A 15,149-nucleotide genomic window follows, 5' to 3' on the forward strand; every position below is an offset into this window, starting at 1 on the left:
ACAGCGGGTGGGGGAATGGTGGAACCCGGACCGGCGGCGTTCCGCGTCCGGCGGAACCCGGACCGGCGGTGTTCCGCGTCCGGCGGCGGGCGCGGCGCTCCGCGTCAGGCGGCGGCCGGTTCGGCGCGGGCGGCCCGGACGGCCGGGGCGACGGCGGACGGCAGCGCGGCCGACGGGTGGCGGCGCAGCACGGCCGCTGTGACGGCCTCCGGGCCGACCGGCTTGCCGAGCTCGGTGGCGAAACCGCGCAGGTAGTCGGCGGTCCAGCCGAGCGGGTCCGGGGCCGGCGCGGCCGGGGAGAGCAGGCGGTGGCCCGCGACCGTCCGGGACGGCTCCAGCGCGGCCATCTCGTCCAGCAGGTCGATCCACGCCTCGCGCTGGGCGGCGTGCGGCACCTCGGCCAGCCACGGGTGCACGTCCTGCCAGAGCAGTTGGCCGCCGAGCAGCGTCCGGCTGCGGTGCTCCCAGAGGTAGTGCAGGTCGGGGAGCGCGAGCGACGCCCCGCGCCACTCCAGGCGGTGGTCCTCCAGTTCGACGGCGTCACCCGGCAGCGGCTCCAACGCGACCAGCCGGGACGGCAGTTCCGCCCCGAGCGGCGCCCATGCGGCGCGCACCGCCGGATAGTCGCGCTCGATCCGGGCCCGCACCGCGTCCGGGGCCAGTACCGCCGCGTCGGGGAACGCCTCGCGCAGCACCTCCGCCGCCAGCCAGTACTCCGGGGCGTGGTGCGGCACCAGGACGGCGCCCAACCGCCGCCCCGAACGCGAGACCTCCCGGACCAGCCGGCGCCCGTCCGCGAGCCGCAGCCCCGCGCCGAGCAGCACCGCCCGGTGCTGCCCGAGCACCAGCGTCGCGGTCGCGTGCCGCGAGACCTCGGGGAGGTCCAGCACGCGGAACTCCAGCGGGTGCATCACGCGACCTCCTCGGGTGGGGAACGCCCTCCCCCCAGGGTCCGCCGGGAGGGGGGAGGGCGCATGCGGGGAGGCGGCGCGGGCAGGGGAGGGGGGAGAACGGGGTGCGGTCCGCGTGCCGGAGGGCGGGAATGTCCGGCGGGCGCGGAGACTTGTGCTGGACGGACGAGGCGTTCGGCGGCACACCCCTGCCCGTCGGCGGTCCTGCCGTCCGGACGTTCGGAGAGGGAGCGATACATGGGAACCCCCGTCGACCAGCTCGTCGACCTGCTCGACCTGGAGCGGATCGAGCTGAACATCTTCCGCGGCCGCAGCCCCGAGGAGGCGCTGCAACGCACCTTCGGCGGGCAGGTGGCCGGGCAGGCGCTGGTCGCGGCGGGCCGCACGGTCGACGAGGACCGGCCGGTCCACTCGCTGCACGCGTACTTCCTGCGTCCCGGCGTGCCCGGCGTGCCGATCGTCTACCAGGTCGACCGGATCCGGGACGGCCGCTCGTTCACCACCCGGCGGGTGCTCGGCATCCAGGACGGGCGGTCGATCTTCGCGCTGACCGCGGACTTCCACAAGCCCGAGCCCGGCGGCATCGAGCACCAGTTCCCGGTCCCCGAGGTCCCCGCCCCCGAGACGCTGCCGAGCGCCCTGGACGAGGTCGGCGCCCGGCTCGGCGAACTCCCCCCGTTCATCAGCCGCCGCCAGCCCTTCGACATCCGGTACGTCGACCGGCTGAAGTGGACGCGCGAGGAGCTGGACGGCGTCGAGGCCCGCAGCGGCGTCTGGCTGCGGACCAACGGCGCCCTGCCAGACGACCCGCTGATCCACGTCTGCGCGCTGACCTACGCCAGCGACATGACGCTGCTGGACGCCGTCCGCGCCCCCGTCGAACCGCTCTGGGGCGAACGGAACTTCGACATGGCCTCGCTGGACCACGCGATGTGGTTCCACCGGCCGTTCCGGGCCGACGAGTGGCTGCTCTACCGGCAGGAGTCGCCGATCGCGCACGGCGCGCGCGGCCTGGCCCGGGGCGAGATCTACGACCGCGAGGGGCGGCTGGTGGTCTCGGTGATGCAGGAGGGGCTGTTCCGCCCGCTGCAGCGCTGACGCGTCGAGGCGCCGGCGCGCTGAGGCGCCCAGTGGTTGGTGTGCGAGGCTTTCCCGTGAAGTGACCTGAGAGCAGAGCGACTTGGGAGGCAGACCGATGACCGACACCGCAGCCGAGAGCTGGCAGCGCTGGACCGAGGCCCGGAGCGCCGCAGCGGGCGCGCCGCACGGGCCGCTGGCGCTCACCGGCACCCACTGGCTGGAGCCCGGGCCCGCCGAGCTCCCCGGCCTGCCCGGCCACTGGTGGGCCGAGGACGGCTCGGTCTGCGCCGAGCTGCGCGCCGGGGACGGCGTCCGGATCGAGGGCGAGGAGAAGGAGTCGACCGGCCGGGTCGCGCTCCGGCCGGACACCGACCGGCACCCGCAGATCGCCGTCCGCGACCGGCTGCGGCTGGTCCCGATCGAGCGGGAGGGCGAGCTCGCGCTGCGGGTCTTCGACCCCGACGCCCCCGCCCGGGCCGCGTTCGCCGGCATCTCGGTCTACCCGTACGCCCCCGACTGGGCGGTGCCCGCCGTGTTCACGCCGTTCGAGGCCGGCGCGCAGGCCGTGCTGGTCGAGAACGCGGACGGCCGGGCCCGGCCGCTCACCGTCACCGGCCAGGTCGCGTTCACGCTGGGCGGGCAGCCGCACACGCTGACCGTCAGCGGCAGCGAGGGCTCCGACGGGCGGCTCAGCGGCGTCATCGCGGACGGCACCAGCGGGCGGGAGACCTACCGGTTCCGGTTCGTCACGCTGCCCGCGCCTGATGCGGACGGCCGGACCGTGCTCGACTTCAACCGGGCGTTCCTGCCGCCGTGCGCGTTCGCCGACCACTTCATCTGCCCGTTCCCGCCGCCCGGCAACCGGCTGACCGTCGCCGTCGAGGCGGGCGAGCGGCAGGTGGTCACGCTCTGAGCGACTCCGGGCAGCTCCGGGTGGGCGGGGCAGTTTCTGAGAGCGCTCTCTGAAGGTGTCGGCGGGCGCTAGGCTGCTCGCAGCAGGAACGCGATCACCCGCCCGTGCGCACCACGCGCCCGGGCGGCCGGAGAGGAGCCCACGGTGGCCGAGACCCAAGCGGGAACGGGCGGGCGCCCCACCCTGGAATCGGTGGCCGAACTGGCCGGCGTCTCCCGGGCCACCGCCTCCCGGGTCGTCAACGGCGGCGCGGGCGTGCGCACCGCGCTGCGCGAGAAGGTCGAACGGGCGGTCGCCGAACTCGGCTACGTCCCCAACCTGGCCGCCCGCACCCTGGTCACCCGGCGCAACCGGGCGATCGGCGTGGTCGTCGCCGAGCCCGAAGCCCGGTTCTTCTCCGACCCGTTCTTCGCCCAGCACCTGCGCGGCATCAGCCGCGAACTCGCCGCCGCCGACAACCAGATGGTGCTGCTGCTGGCCGAGGACGAGCGCGACCACGAACGGATCGGCCGCTACCTGGCCGGCGGCCACGTCGACGGCGTCCTGCTGTTCTCGCTGCACCGCTCCGACCCGACCCCCGACATCGCCCAGCGCCTCGGCCTGCCCTTCGTCATCGGCGGCCGCCCCGGCTGGCCCGGCGCCGAGTCCGACCGCGAACTCGTCTACGTCGACAACGACAACCGGGGCGGCGCCCGGCTCGCCGTCCAGCACCTGCGCTCCCTCGGCCGCACCCGGATCGCCACCATCACCGGCCCGCTCGACCAGACCTCCTCCGTCGACCGGCTCGACGGCTACCGCGACCTGCTCCCCGACGGCGACGCCGACCTGATCGCCGTCGGCGACTTCACCGCCGACGGCGGCATCCGCGCGATGACCGAACTCCTCGACCGCCGACCGGACGTGGACGCGGTCTTCGCCGCCTCCGACGCGATGGCCTCCGGCGCGCTCCGGGTCCTGCGGGCGGCCGGACGCCGGGTGCCCGAGGACGTCGCGGTGGTCGGCTTCGACGACGTCGAGTCGATCGCGGCCTGGACGGAGCCCACGCTCACCACCGTCCGGCAGGAGATCGAGGAGATGGGACGGCTGATGACGCGCCTGCTGCTGCGACGGCTCAACGACCCGTCGGCGTCGGCGCCGTCATCGGTGATCATCCCGACCCGGCTGGTGCGGCGGGGGACGGCGTAGCGGGAGCGCCTGCGGCGGGCTGAGTGGGGTGGGGGCTGGTGGAGGTGGGAGCGTCTGCGGCGGGCTGATGGGCTGGCGGGCTGGGTTGGGCGGCCTGGGTGGGGCTGGGTGCAGGTGGTGGGGCGGGGGCGGGGTGGGGGTGGGTTCAGGAGAAGGTGGCGGCCAGGAGGCGGGCGGTGGCGGCGAGCAGGGGTTCGTCCGGGGTGGCGGTGGGGGTGGCGGGTTTGGTGCTGAGGACGGCGAGGACGAGCGGGGGGCGGTGCGGGGGCCAGGCGAGGGCGAGGTCGTTGGCGGTGCCGTGGGCGCCGGTGCCGGTCTTGTCGGCGAGGGTCCAGGAGGGCGGCAGGCCGGCGCGCAGCCGGTGGGCGCCGGTGGTGCAGGCGCGCAGCCAGGCGGTGAGCCGGGCGCGCTGCGGCTGGGGGAGGGCGTCGCCGAGGGTGAGGCGGGCGAAGGTGCGGGCCAGGGCGGACGGGGTGGTGGTGTCGGTCTCGCGGTCCGGTTCGGCGGAGTTCAGGTCGGGCTCCCAGCGGTCGAGGCGGGTGACCGGGTCGCCGAGCGAGCGGCAGAGGCGGGTGACGGCGGTCGGGCCGCCGAGGCGGCGCAGCAGCAGGTTCGCGGCCGTGTTGTCGCTGAACTCGATCGCGGCGGCGCAGAGTTCGGCGACGGTCAGGGCGCGGGTGCGGCCGGTGACGGGCGCGTAGCCGGAGTCGGCGACGTCCCGGTCGGTGTAGTGGACGGCGGCGGCGAGGTCGTGGCCGTCCCGGAGCACGGCGGCGACGGCGAGCGGCTTGAAGGTGGAGCAGAGCGGGAACCGCTCGTCCGCGCGGTGGTGGACCGTGGTGCCGGTGCCGGTGTCGTGGGCGAAGACGCCGAGCCGGGCGCCGTGGATGCGCTCCAACTGTCGTAGCCGGTCGACGATTTGGTCGGTGGTGGTGGCGGTGGTGGCGGTGGCGTTCGGGAGGGCCGGGAGGGCCGGGAGGGGCAGGGCGGCCGCGGCGGTGAGCAGGTGGCGGCGGGTGGGGTGCGGGGGCATCCGGGGGCTCCTCGGGGTGGGGCTGGGCTCACCACGGGGCATCGGCAGCGGGGGGTGCGGGCCTTACCGCTACCGGGGGGACGGGTCGTCCGGGTGCCGGTGGTGGGCCAGGACGCCCTCCAGCGCGGTGCGTCCGGCCGGGCCCCAGGCGGGCTTGCCGCCGGGGAGGCCGTGCAGGCCGGCCCGGCCGATGCCGAGCAGCATCAGACCGCGCAGGACGACCCAGCCGCGGGCGCGGCGGATGGTGGCGGTGGCGGCGTCCTGCTGCTCGGCGGGGTGGGCGGCGCGCCAGCGGGCCAGGCACGGGCGGTCGGCGCCGGGCGGGAGGAGCAGCCAGGCGGCGGCGAGGTCGCAGGCGGGGTCGCCGGTGCCGAGGGCGTCGAAGTCGATGACGCCGCCGAGCGCGCCGTCGACCACCACGACGTTCGCCGGGTGCAGGTCGGAGTGCAGCCAGACCGGCGGGCCCGACCAGACCGGGGCGGCCAGCGCGTCCGCCCAGACGGTGCGCAGGTCGTCGGCGCGGATGCCGGGCGCGAGTTCGTGCAGGGTCGCCTCGAACTCGGCGATCCGCTCCTCGACGTGGTCGGCGAGCGGGGCGAGCGGGCCGCAGCGCGGGGTGGTCGCGGGGGCGTCGGCCGGGGCCGGACGGTGCAGCGCGAGCAGGAAGTCGGCGAGGAGTTCGGCCGAGCGCGGGCCGTGCGCCGGGGCGACCGGGACGAGGTCGGCGGGCTCGCCGGCCACCCAGGAGAACACCGCCCACGGGTACGGGTAGCCCGCGCCCGGCACGCCGTCGCGCTGCGGCACCGGCACGGGCAGCGGCAGTCGCGGCGCGAGCTCCGGCAGCCAGCGGGTCTCGTTGGCCAGGTTGGCGGGCGTGTACCTGTCCCGGGGCAGGCGGACGGCGTGCTCCTCGCCGAGCCGCCACATCCGGTTGCCCCAGCCGCCCTCGACCCGGCGCAGCGCCAGTTCGGCGAGGTCGGGGTGCTGGGCGCGGAGCAGCGCGCGCACGGTGTCGGCGTCGACGTCGAGGCGGCCGTGCGGGTCTTCGGCGGGGGCGGCGGCGGTGGCTGAGGTGTCCATCGGGTACGACCCTACTGCCCACCGGGGCCCCGCCGTTGGGGAACGGCGGGACCAGTGGGGTGTGTGGTGCGGCCGGGGTCGACCCTGGCGTGCCGGGGGCGGGGTCAGCCGGTGACGCGGTAGCTGACCGCCGGGTACGGGAAGTCGGCCCAGTGCAGGCTGCCGAGCGCGTAGTAGCCGCTGCCGGTCTTGCCGGGCAGGCCGGTGGCGCAGTCGGCGTTGAAGAAGACCTGGATGTTCGCGGCGGTGAAGTCGACGGCGGAGCGCGCGGCGGCCGGCAGGTTGTGGCAGCCGGTGTCGGCGGTGTCGACGGCGTACTGGGTGCCCGTCAGGTTGCTGCCGGTGGCGAAGTAGGCGACGGCGGAGCGCGGGAGTTCGACGGCGGCCGCGGGCTGGGCGAGGGCCGCGCCGAGCAGCAGGGCGGCCCCGGCGGCGGCGGTTGCGGTGAGGGCCTTGGTGCGGTGGGTGGCCATGGGGGACTCCTTCGTCGCGGGTTCTCCGGGGGCGGGCAGGCGTGACGGACCGGCACGCGGGGTGCGTGCGGTCATGTCAGTTACATCTTCAACAATCCGTTGCGGCCCGCGCAAGGCCCCCGGGGCCGGGCGGACCTGTCGGAATCCGCGCCGGCCCCGGGGGCCCTGTTCGATGCGGGGCGGGTCAGTCGAAGGGGATCCGCAGGACGGAGGCGCTGCCCTGGGACTGGGTGGCGCCGGTGCGGAGTTGGGCCGGGGCGGAGCCGAGGGCGGGCCAGATCTCGATCGTGACGGTGCCGTTGGCCAGGTTGGCGAGCGGGGCGCCGGTGGTGGACTGGAGGCCGGCGGCGGTGGCGCTGTAGCGCTCCCAGCCGGGGACCGGGTCGGTGGCGAAGTAGCGGTAGGTCTCGGTGCGGTCGACGGTGCCGTTGCCGTCGAAGTCGTAGGAGACGCGGGCCTGTTGGGCGAGGGCGACGCTGGAGCCGGCGTCGACGTACAGGTCGAAGTCGGTGCTGCCGCCGGCCCGGGCGGTGCCGGTGAGGTGGCTGAGGGTGTAGGTCAGCGGCTGGTAGGGGGTGCCGTCGTGGTTGGCGCCGCCGCCGGACGGGATGGTGCTGCCGGTCGCGCCGGTGCCGTAGCCGGCGGTGAGGGTGCCGCCGGGCTGGAGGTAGAGGGTGTCGGTGCGGGTCTGCGGGCTGCTGGGGGACGCGGACGGGCTCGGGGAGGCGCTCGCGGACGGGCTCGGGCTCGCGGACGCGGACGCGCTCGGGGAGGGCGAGTTGGTGGCGCCGCCGGTGCCGCCGTCCGGCTTGGTGCCGCGTTCGGAGGCGGTGGAGCGGGCCGGGACGGTGAGGGTGTAGCCGTCGGAGAAGCGGACGGTGCGGGCTGTGGTGGTGTAGTTGTGCACCACGTGGGTGCGGGTGGTGCCGTTGGCGAAGACCGCGGCGGTGGGGGTGTCGGCGGTGGTGGCGGGGTCGAGGGTGCCGAGGGTCGCCAGGTTGTGGATCCAGTGGTAGGTGTGGGCCCTGGACTCGCCCTCCTCCGGGGTGTAGCCGGCGTTGCCCGCGTCCCAGTCGGCCTTGGCGGCGGCGGGGTTGGTGAGCGCCTCGGCCTCCCAGAGCAGGTCGCGCCAGTCGGTGAACGCGCCGCCGTTGCCGGCCTTGAGTTCGGTGAGGTTGGCGGCGAGGTCGTCCTTGCGGCGGGCCAGGTAGAGCGAACCCGAGGTGACCGGAAGGAAGTTGATGCCGTGGATCATGCCGGGTGCGGCGGTCCACCAGGTGGAGTAGGCGGCGCCGGAGCCCCAGACCATGCCGACGGTGGAGTGCTGGAAGCCGGCCGGGAAGACCTGGTGGTCGGCGTCGAACCAGTACTGCTGAACGGCGTTGGCCTCGGTGGTGTACAGGTAGACGCCGAGGTCGCGCAGCGCGGTGTCGCCGGTGGCGGCGCCGAACAGCAGCAGGCCGGCGCTGAAGTTCAGCGACTCGGAGGAGGACTCCTCGTTGTTGCCGGCCGCGAACCCGGCGTGGCCGGAGGCCCAGCCGTGGCCCGCGTACGGGTCGAAGTTGCGCAGCCAGGGGAAGCGGGCGTCGGCGCGGTCGGTGTTGGCGGCGTCCTTGGCGAGCAGCTTGACCATTCCGCCCCACTGGGCGTCCGCGGCCCAGGCGGTGTCGTAGCGGGCGACGGTGGCGGCGGCCTGCACGAAGTAGCCGTAGTGGAAGTGGTGGTCGTTGAGTTCGGCGTCGGTGCCGTAGGACGCCGGGTAGCCGATCAGGGTCTTCCAGGTGGAGTCGTACGCGAAGCCGGGGGAGCCGGTGCCCGCGAACCAGGTCTGCAGCTTGCCCTTGATCAGCCCGAGCAGCTTGTCGCGGGCCGCGGTGTCGCCCAACTGGTCGGCGATCGGCACGAGTTGGGCGAGCTGGCCGAGCGCCTTGCCGACCCAGTAGGTGTCGGTGGCGCCGTTGAACGGGTCGCTCGCGTCGGCGACCTGGTGCAGGTAGCCGCCGAGTGCGGCGCGGTCGTAGGAGCCGGCGTCGGGCAGCGAGGGCAGCACGCCGGTGACGGTCTGCACGGTGGAGAAGGACGCGCCCTGGCGGACCTTCATGGTGCCGCGCGGGGAGGTGTAGGTCAGCCCGGTGAGGGCGTCCGGGGTAGCCTGCCACTGCTGCGGGTAGAGCGCGAGCAGGGTGCCGGTGCCGGTGCCCTCCTGGGCCGCGGTGGTCGCGGTGAAGGTGGTGGTGAGCTTGCCCGCGGCCTGGTCGTAGGCCCAGCCGACCTTGGTGTCGGTGACGAAGTTGTAGGCGTACGTGCGGAACTGGGCCAGGTCGGCGGTGGAGGGCAGCAGCGCGACCGAGTAGTAGTCCTTGCCGCCGAGGTCGGCCGTCAGGGTGGATCCGCTGACGTTCCAGCTGCTGCCGGTGGGCGCGAACAGGCCGTAGCTGTGGCCGCCCACGGTGATGCCGAGCACGCTGCCCTGGTTGCTGAAGACGGTGGGCGCCGAGGCGGTGCTGACCTGGGCGGCGCCGCCGGTGGCGTGCGCGAACACGTACGGCAGGCCGTGGCCGACCGTCGCGCTGAAGGTGTGCGCGCCGTCCGCCCAGTACGGGGTGACCGTCCAGTCCGACCAGCCGTCGACCTTGGTGTCGGGGGAGTTCAGGCCGGCCACGCCCAGGGTGAGGTCCCGGGTGTGGGTGTAGTCGTACTGGCGCCCGTCGGAGGTGATGGTCGGCGTGGTCGGGTAGCCGACCTCCAGGCCCGCGGCCTGGGCCTTGAAGGTCATCGGGTGCGCGTACAGGTTCTCCGAGTACGGGTTGCCCGCGTAGCGCTGGTAGATCAGCGAGGACCACCAGTCGTTGGTGGGGGCGGCCTGTCCGGCCATCCGCGCGGTGACCTTGGGGGTGACGGGCGCGCCGTCGGAGTTGCTCGGGCCGACGGTGCCGGCCGGGCGGGCGTCGCTGTAGCCGCCGAGGCCGACCCGGACGGTGGTGGCGGCGGCGGCGCTGCCGGCGCCCAGGGCGGCGGTGAGGGTCGCGGCGGCGGCCAGCGCCAGCGTGGTCAGGGCGGCCGTGGGGCCGCGCAGGGAGCGGAGTTTCATGTGCGTGTCCACCTTGAGTGGGGGCGGGCGGGAAGTATGAGAGCGCTCTCAGCCGCTGGACCGTACGGGTGGGCCTGAAAGGGTGTCAACCGCTGTGACACACACTGTTGCGTTCAGAAGTCGAAAGCCCAGGTCGCGGTCGTCCGGAGATTACGTTCAGGTTTCGAGGGCTTGACGAGGGAAGTTCCGTCCCGGCACTCTCTCGGCATCGGTTGAGAGCGCTCTCAGGAAATTGGGCGCCAGCCGATCGGCACCGCCTTCTCTCCCGCCGTACTCCACCCACGCTCCCGCCCCGCCTGGAGGCCTTCGCATGGCTACCCCGAGAGTCCGCCGCTCCGCCGCTGCCCTGGGCAGCACCGTCCTCGCCACCGCGCTCCTGCTCAGCGCCTGCAGCTCCGGCGGCGCCGGGTCCAAGGACGCCGCCGACGGCAAGGTGACCATCACGGTGGACCTGTTCGGCACCTTCGGGTTCAAGGAGGCCGGCCTGTACGACGAGTACACGAAGCTGCACCCGAACGTCACCATCAAGCAGACCGACACCCAGGACGAGGGCCAGTACTGGCAGGCGCTGCAGACCAAGCTCGCGGGCGGCGGCGGCCTCGCCGACATCCAGGGCCTGGAGGTCGGCCGGGTGGCCAGCGTCGTGCAGAAGCAGGCCGACAAGTTCACCGACCTGAAGACCCTCGGCATCGGCGACGTCAACGACGGCCTGGTCCCGTGGAAGGGCGCCGCGATCAAGACCGCCGACGGCAAGGTGCTCGGCGCGGGCACCGACATCGGCCCCGAGGCGATCTGCTACCGCACCGACCTGTTCAAGGCCGCCGGCCTGCCCACCGACCGCACCGAACTGGCCGCCAAGTGGTCCAGCTGGCAGGGCTACCTCGACCTCGGCAAGCAGTACGCCGCCAAGGCCGAAGCCGGCAACGCCTGGACCGACAGCGCCGCCGGCATGTTCACCGCCGAGGTCGGGCAGCAGAAGGTCCGCTACTCCGACGAGTCCGGCAAGGCCGTCCACGACAGCAGCCCCGCCGTGAAGGCCGCCTGGGCCGACGCCACCGCGCTGGTCGCCGACGGCCTCTCCGCCAAGCTCGCCCAGTGGACCCCCGAGTGGAACAAGGCCTTCACCACCGGCAAGTTCGCCACCCTCTCCTGCCCCGCCTGGATGATCGGCTACATCAAGGGCCAGGCCGGCGACGCCGGCGCGGGCAAGTGGGACATCGCCGCCGGCCCCGGCAAGACCGGCAACTGGGGCGGCTCCTACCTGACCGTCCCGCGGACCGCCAAGCACCCCAAGGAGGCCGCCGAGCTGATCAAGTGGCTGAACGCCAAGGAGCAGCAGGCCACCCTGTTCACCAAGCAGGGCTCCTTCCCGTCCTCCACCGGCGCCCAGGACGCCATCAAGGACGTCACCGACGCCTACTTCAACAACGCGCCGATCGGCCAGATCTTCAGCGAGTCGGCCAAGGCGATGCCCGCCCAGGTGCTCGGCACCGACGACGGCGTGATCGGCAAGGCGTTCACCGACGCCCTCGGCGAGGTCGAGCGCACCGGCACCGCGCCGGACACCGCCTGGAAGCACGCGCTGGACAACGTCAAGAAGGCCAACGGCAACTGACGTTCCGTCGGCTCGGGCGGCTGGTTCCGCCGGTTCCGCTGCCCGTTCGTCTGCCCGTCTGCCCGTCTGTCTGCCTGCCTGCCTGCCCGGCTGTTCCGCCGCCCGCCCCGCCGTTCCGCCGCCCGCCCCTCGGCGGCGGTCCGGGCGGCGGTGCGGGCGGCCCCCGTCGAAGGACCCCGCCCATGGCCCTCAGCTCCACCGCCCGGCTGCCCGTCGGCCGGCCCGCCGCCAAGCGCCCCGGCCGACTGCGCCGCCGGCTCGCCCCGTACGGCTTCCTCGCCCCGTTCTTCGTGCTGTTCGCCGCGTTCGGGCTGTTCCCGCTGCTGTACACCGCCTGGGTGTCGCTGCACCGGGTCGAACTGCAGACCTCCGAGCGGATGGACTGGCTCGGCTTCCAGAACTACACCCGGCTGCTGGCCGACCCGTTCTTCTGGAACGCGCTGCGCAACACCTTCACCATCGGCGTGCTCTCCACCGTCCCGCAGCTGCTGATGGCCCTGGGCCTGGCCCACCTGCTCAACTACCGGCTCCGCGGCCGCACCTTCTTCCGGGTCGCGATGCTGATGCCGTACGCCACCTCGGTCGCCGCCGCGACCCTGGTGTTCGCCCAACTCTTCGGCCGCGACTACGGGTTGATCAACTGGGTGTTGAGCAGCATCGGCCTGAACCCGGTCGACTGGCAGGCCGACACCTGGGCCTCGCAGTTCGGCGTCTCGGCCGTCGTCACCTGGCGCTGGACCGGCTACAACGCGCTGATCTACCTGGCCGGCATGCAGGCCATCCCCGGCGAGCTGTACGAGTCCGCGGCCGTCGACGGCGCCTCGCGCTGGCAGCAGTTCCGGCACGTCACCGTCCCCGGGCTGCGCCCCACCATCGTCTTCACCGTGGTCGTCTCCACCATCGGCGCCACCCAGCTGTTCGGCGAACCCCTGCTCTACGAGGGCAACTCCGGCGGCGGCATCTCGCACCAGTACCAGACCCTCGGCCTCTACCTGTACGAGCAGGGCTGGACGTTCTTCCACCTCGGCCGGGCCGCCGCCGTGGCCTGGGTGATGTTCCTGCTGATCGTGCTGCTCGCCCTGCTCAACGCGGCGATCGCCGCCCGCCGCAACCGTACGGACCGGTGACCCGAGATGACCCAGCTGACCCAGGCACCCCAGACCTCCCAGGCGCCCGACAAGTCCGTTGCCGCGCCGCGCCGTTCCGCGCGCAGGGCGCGCTCACCGCTGCACGGCGGGCCGCTCGCCTACGCCGTGCTGATCGGCGCCACCCTGCTCGCCGTCTTCCCGTTCTACTGGACGCTGGTCGCCGCCAGCCGCTCCAACTCCGAACTCAGCGGCGCCACGCCCGCGTTGACCCCCGGGCCGAACCTGTTCCACAACATCGGCGAGGCGCTCCAGCAGGCCGAGATCGGCAAGGCGCTGCTCAACTCGCTGATCGTGGCGAGCGTGGTCACCGCGGGCGTGGTGCTCTCCTCCACGCTCGCCGGATTCGCCTTCGCCAAGCTGCGCTTCCGCGGCCGCGGCGCGCTGCTCGCGCTCACCGTCGGCACCATGATGATCCCGCCGCAGCTCGGCGTGATCCCGCTGTTCATGGTCATCGTCAAGCTCGATCTGCAGAACAAGCTGCCCTCGGTGATCCTGCCCTCGCTGGTCTCCGCGTTCGGCGTCTTCTTCATGCGCCAGTACCTGGTGCAGGCGCTGCCGGACGAACTCGTCGAGGCCGGCCGGATGGACGGCGCCTCGCTGCTGCGGATCTTCCGCTCCATCGTGCTGCCGGTCGCCCGCCCCGGCATGGCCGTGCTCGGCATGCTCACCTTCATGGCCACCTGGAACGACTTCTTCTGGCCGATCGTCGCGCTCAGCTCCCAGAACCCCACCGTGCAGGTCGCGTTGAAGTCGCTCGGCCAGGGCTACGTCCCCGACCAGTCGGTGGTGATGGCCGGCACGCTGATCGGCACGCTGCCCGTCCTGGTGGTGTTCGGACTGCTCGGCCGGCAGATCGTCGGCGGCATCATGCAGGGCGCCGTCAAGGGCTGACGCCCGCCCGCCGGTGCCGACTGCTGTCTCCTGCTGCCACCGGCCGCCGGCTGCCGTCGTCGCGCCGACACACCCTCAACTCCTCCGGATGGAACGTGACATGACCGTCGACACTCTCCCCATGACCACTGCCTCCAGCGCCGACCAGCCTGTCGTCGCGTCCGCCGCCGAGTCCGAGTCCGCGGTCGGGACCGCCGCCCAGCCCGCCCGGTTCCCGGCCGGGTTCGTCTGGGGCGCCGCCACCGCCGCGTACCAGATCGAGGGCGCCGCCGACCAGGACGGCCGGACCCCGTCGATCTGGGACACCTTCGCCCGCCGCCCCGGCGCCGTCCGCAACGGCGACACCGGCGACATCGCCGCCGACCACTACCACCGCTACCGCGACGACGTCGCCCTGATGTCCGAACTCGGCCTGCGCGCCTACCGGTTCTCGCTCTCCTGGCCCCGGGTCCGGCCCGGCGGACGCGGCCCCGCCAACGAGGCCGGGCTCGACTTCTACGACCGGCTGGTCGACGAACTCCTCGGCGCCGGCATCACCCCGGTCGCCACCCTCTACCACTGGGACCTGCCACAGGAGTTGGAGGACGAGGGCGGCTGGACCAACCGGGACACCGCGTACCGCTTCGCCGAGTACGCGAGCCTCGCCGCCGGCCGGCTCGGCGACCGCGTCCCCACCTGGACCACCCTCAACGAGCCCTGGTGCAGCGCCTTCCTCGGCTACGGCAACGGCGTCCACGCCCCCGGCCGCACCGACCACGCCGCCGCCCTCGCCGCCCACCACCACCTGCTGCTCGCCCACGGCCTCGGCACCGCCGCGCTGCGCGCCGAACTCCCGGACACCGCGCAGGTGTCGCTCACCCTCAACCTGGCCGCCGTCCGCCCGCTCTCCACCGACGCCGCCGACCTCGACGCCGCCCGCCGGATCGACGGCCTCGCCAACCGGATCTTCCTCGACCCGGTGTTCCGCGGCAGCTACCCCGAGGACGTCCTCGCCGACACCGCGCACGTCACCGACTGGTCCTTCGTCCGGGACGGCGACCTCGCCGAAATCTCGCGCCCCATCGACTCGCTGGGCATCAACTACTACACGCCCACGGTCGTGGCCGCCGAACGGCCGGAGGCCGACGGCACCGCCCCGCGCGGCGACGGCCACCAGGGCGACAGCCCCTGGCCCGCCGACCACGGCATCCGCTTCCTGCCCGCCCCCGGCACCCGTACCGCGATGGGCTGGCCGGTCGACGCCGACGGCCTGTACGAACTCCTCACCCGGCTGCGCGACGACCTCCCCGGCGTCCCGCTGCTGGTCACCGAGAACGGCGCCGCCTACGAGGACTACACCGACCCCAGCGGCGCCGTCCACGACCCCGAGCGGATCGACTACCTGCACACCCACCTCGCCGCCGTGCACCGGGCGATCGCCGACGGCGCCCCCGTCCGCGGCTACTTCCTCTGGTCGCTGCTCGACAACTACGAATGGGCGTACGGCTACAGCAAGCGCTTCGGCATCGTGCACGTCGACTTCGCCAGCCAGCGCCGCACCCCCAAGGACAGCGCGCACTGGTACGCCCGGGTGATCCGGGACGGCGCCCTGCCGCAGTAGCGGCCAACCGGCGGGCGCCCGGCTCCCTCGCGGCGCCCGCCGGCCGGTGGTGGTCGTCGGGCGTGGTCGTCGGGCGTGGTTGTCGGGGGATGGTTTTCGGGGCGTGGTTTTCGGGGGTGGTTGAAGGAA

At 74.0% G+C, this 15,149-nt stretch carries 12 protein-coding genes; 7 read left to right on the forward strand and 5 right to left on the reverse strand.

Going from position 1 to position 15,149, the window contains the following annotated elements; all coding sequences use genetic code 11:
• Window positions 1-104: 104 nt before the first annotated feature.
• Window positions 105-911 carry an MBL fold metallo-hydrolase gene (locus KSE_RS28535; RefSeq protein ID WP_014138835.1) on the reverse strand — a complete coding sequence of 269 codons (807 nt, stop codon included), beginning with the start codon at window positions 909-911 and terminating at the stop codon, window positions 105-107.
• Window positions 912-1,148: 237 nt separating this feature from the next.
• Between KSE_RS28535 and KSE_RS28540 the strand changes: the two genes are divergently transcribed.
• The 3 genes from KSE_RS28540 to KSE_RS28550 all read left to right on the forward strand — a co-directional run bounded on the left by KSE_RS28540 (window position 1,149) and on the right by KSE_RS28550 (window position 4,089).
• Entirely contained in the window at window positions 1,149-2,009 is an 861-nt protein-coding gene (locus KSE_RS28540; RefSeq protein WP_014138836.1) for an acyl-CoA thioesterase, read from the forward strand.
• Window positions 2,010-2,106: 97 nt separating this feature from the next.
• On the forward strand, window positions 2,107-2,904 hold the full coding sequence (locus KSE_RS28545; protein ID WP_014138837.1) for a DUF1684 domain-containing protein: 798 nt from the start codon (window positions 2,107-2,109) through the stop codon (window positions 2,902-2,904).
• A gap of 144 nt (window positions 2,905-3,048) precedes the next feature.
• Complete coding sequence (locus KSE_RS28550; protein ID WP_014138838.1) at window positions 3,049-4,089, forward strand: LacI family DNA-binding transcriptional regulator; 1,041 nt, start codon at window positions 3,049-3,051, stop codon at window positions 4,087-4,089.
• 145 nt (window positions 4,090-4,234) lie between these two features.
• Here KSE_RS28550 and bla read toward each other — a convergent pair whose 3' ends face one another.
• The 4 genes from bla to KSE_RS28570 form a co-directional block, all read right to left on the reverse strand.
• Entirely contained in the window at window positions 4,235-5,122 is an 888-nt protein-coding gene (gene bla / locus KSE_RS28555) for a class A beta-lactamase (RefSeq protein WP_014138839.1), read from the reverse strand.
• A 69-nt stretch (window positions 5,123-5,191) separates the two neighbouring features.
• Window positions 5,192-6,202, reverse strand: a complete 1,011-nt coding sequence (locus KSE_RS28560; protein WP_014138840.1) for an aminoglycoside phosphotransferase family protein — start codon at window positions 6,200-6,202, stop codon at window positions 5,192-5,194.
• A gap of 104 nt (window positions 6,203-6,306) precedes the next feature.
• The gene (locus KSE_RS28565) at window positions 6,307-6,675 is read right to left on the reverse strand and encodes a hypothetical protein (protein WP_014138841.1); all 369 of its coding nucleotides are present in this window, start codon (window positions 6,673-6,675) and stop codon (window positions 6,307-6,309) included.
• Between the two features lie 184 nt (window positions 6,676-6,859).
• Window positions 6,860-9,766: a glycosyl hydrolase gene (locus tag KSE_RS28570; protein WP_014138842.1), complete on the reverse strand. Its 2,907-nt coding sequence runs from the start codon at window positions 9,764-9,766 to the stop codon at window positions 6,860-6,862.
• A gap of 310 nt (window positions 9,767-10,076) precedes the next feature.
• On the opposite strand from KSE_RS28570, the gene KSE_RS28575 reads away from it, so the two are divergent.
• From KSE_RS28575 to KSE_RS28590, 4 genes are all read left to right on the forward strand, one after another.
• Complete coding sequence (locus KSE_RS28575) at window positions 10,077-11,381, forward strand: ABC transporter substrate-binding protein (protein ID WP_014138843.1); 1,305 nt, start codon at window positions 10,077-10,079, stop codon at window positions 11,379-11,381.
• Window positions 11,382-11,563: 182 nt separating this feature from the next.
• Window positions 11,564-12,508: a carbohydrate ABC transporter permease gene (locus KSE_RS28580; protein WP_014138844.1), complete on the forward strand. Its 945-nt coding sequence runs from the start codon at window positions 11,564-11,566 to the stop codon at window positions 12,506-12,508.
• Window positions 12,509-12,514: 6 nt separating this feature from the next.
• On the forward strand, window positions 12,515-13,420 hold the full coding sequence (locus KSE_RS28585) for a carbohydrate ABC transporter permease (RefSeq protein WP_014138845.1): 906 nt from the start codon (window positions 12,515-12,517) through the stop codon (window positions 13,418-13,420).
• Between the two features lie 121 nt (window positions 13,421-13,541).
• Window positions 13,542-15,020, forward strand: a complete 1,479-nt coding sequence (locus KSE_RS28590) for a GH1 family beta-glucosidase (protein WP_014138846.1) — start codon at window positions 13,542-13,544, stop codon at window positions 15,018-15,020.
• Window positions 15,021-15,149 lie beyond the last annotated feature (129 nt).

The sequence above is a fragment of the Kitasatospora setae KM-6054 genome, from assembly GCF_000269985.1.
GTDB classification, from domain to species: Bacteria; Actinomycetota; Actinomycetes; order Streptomycetales; family Streptomycetaceae; genus Kitasatospora; species Kitasatospora setae.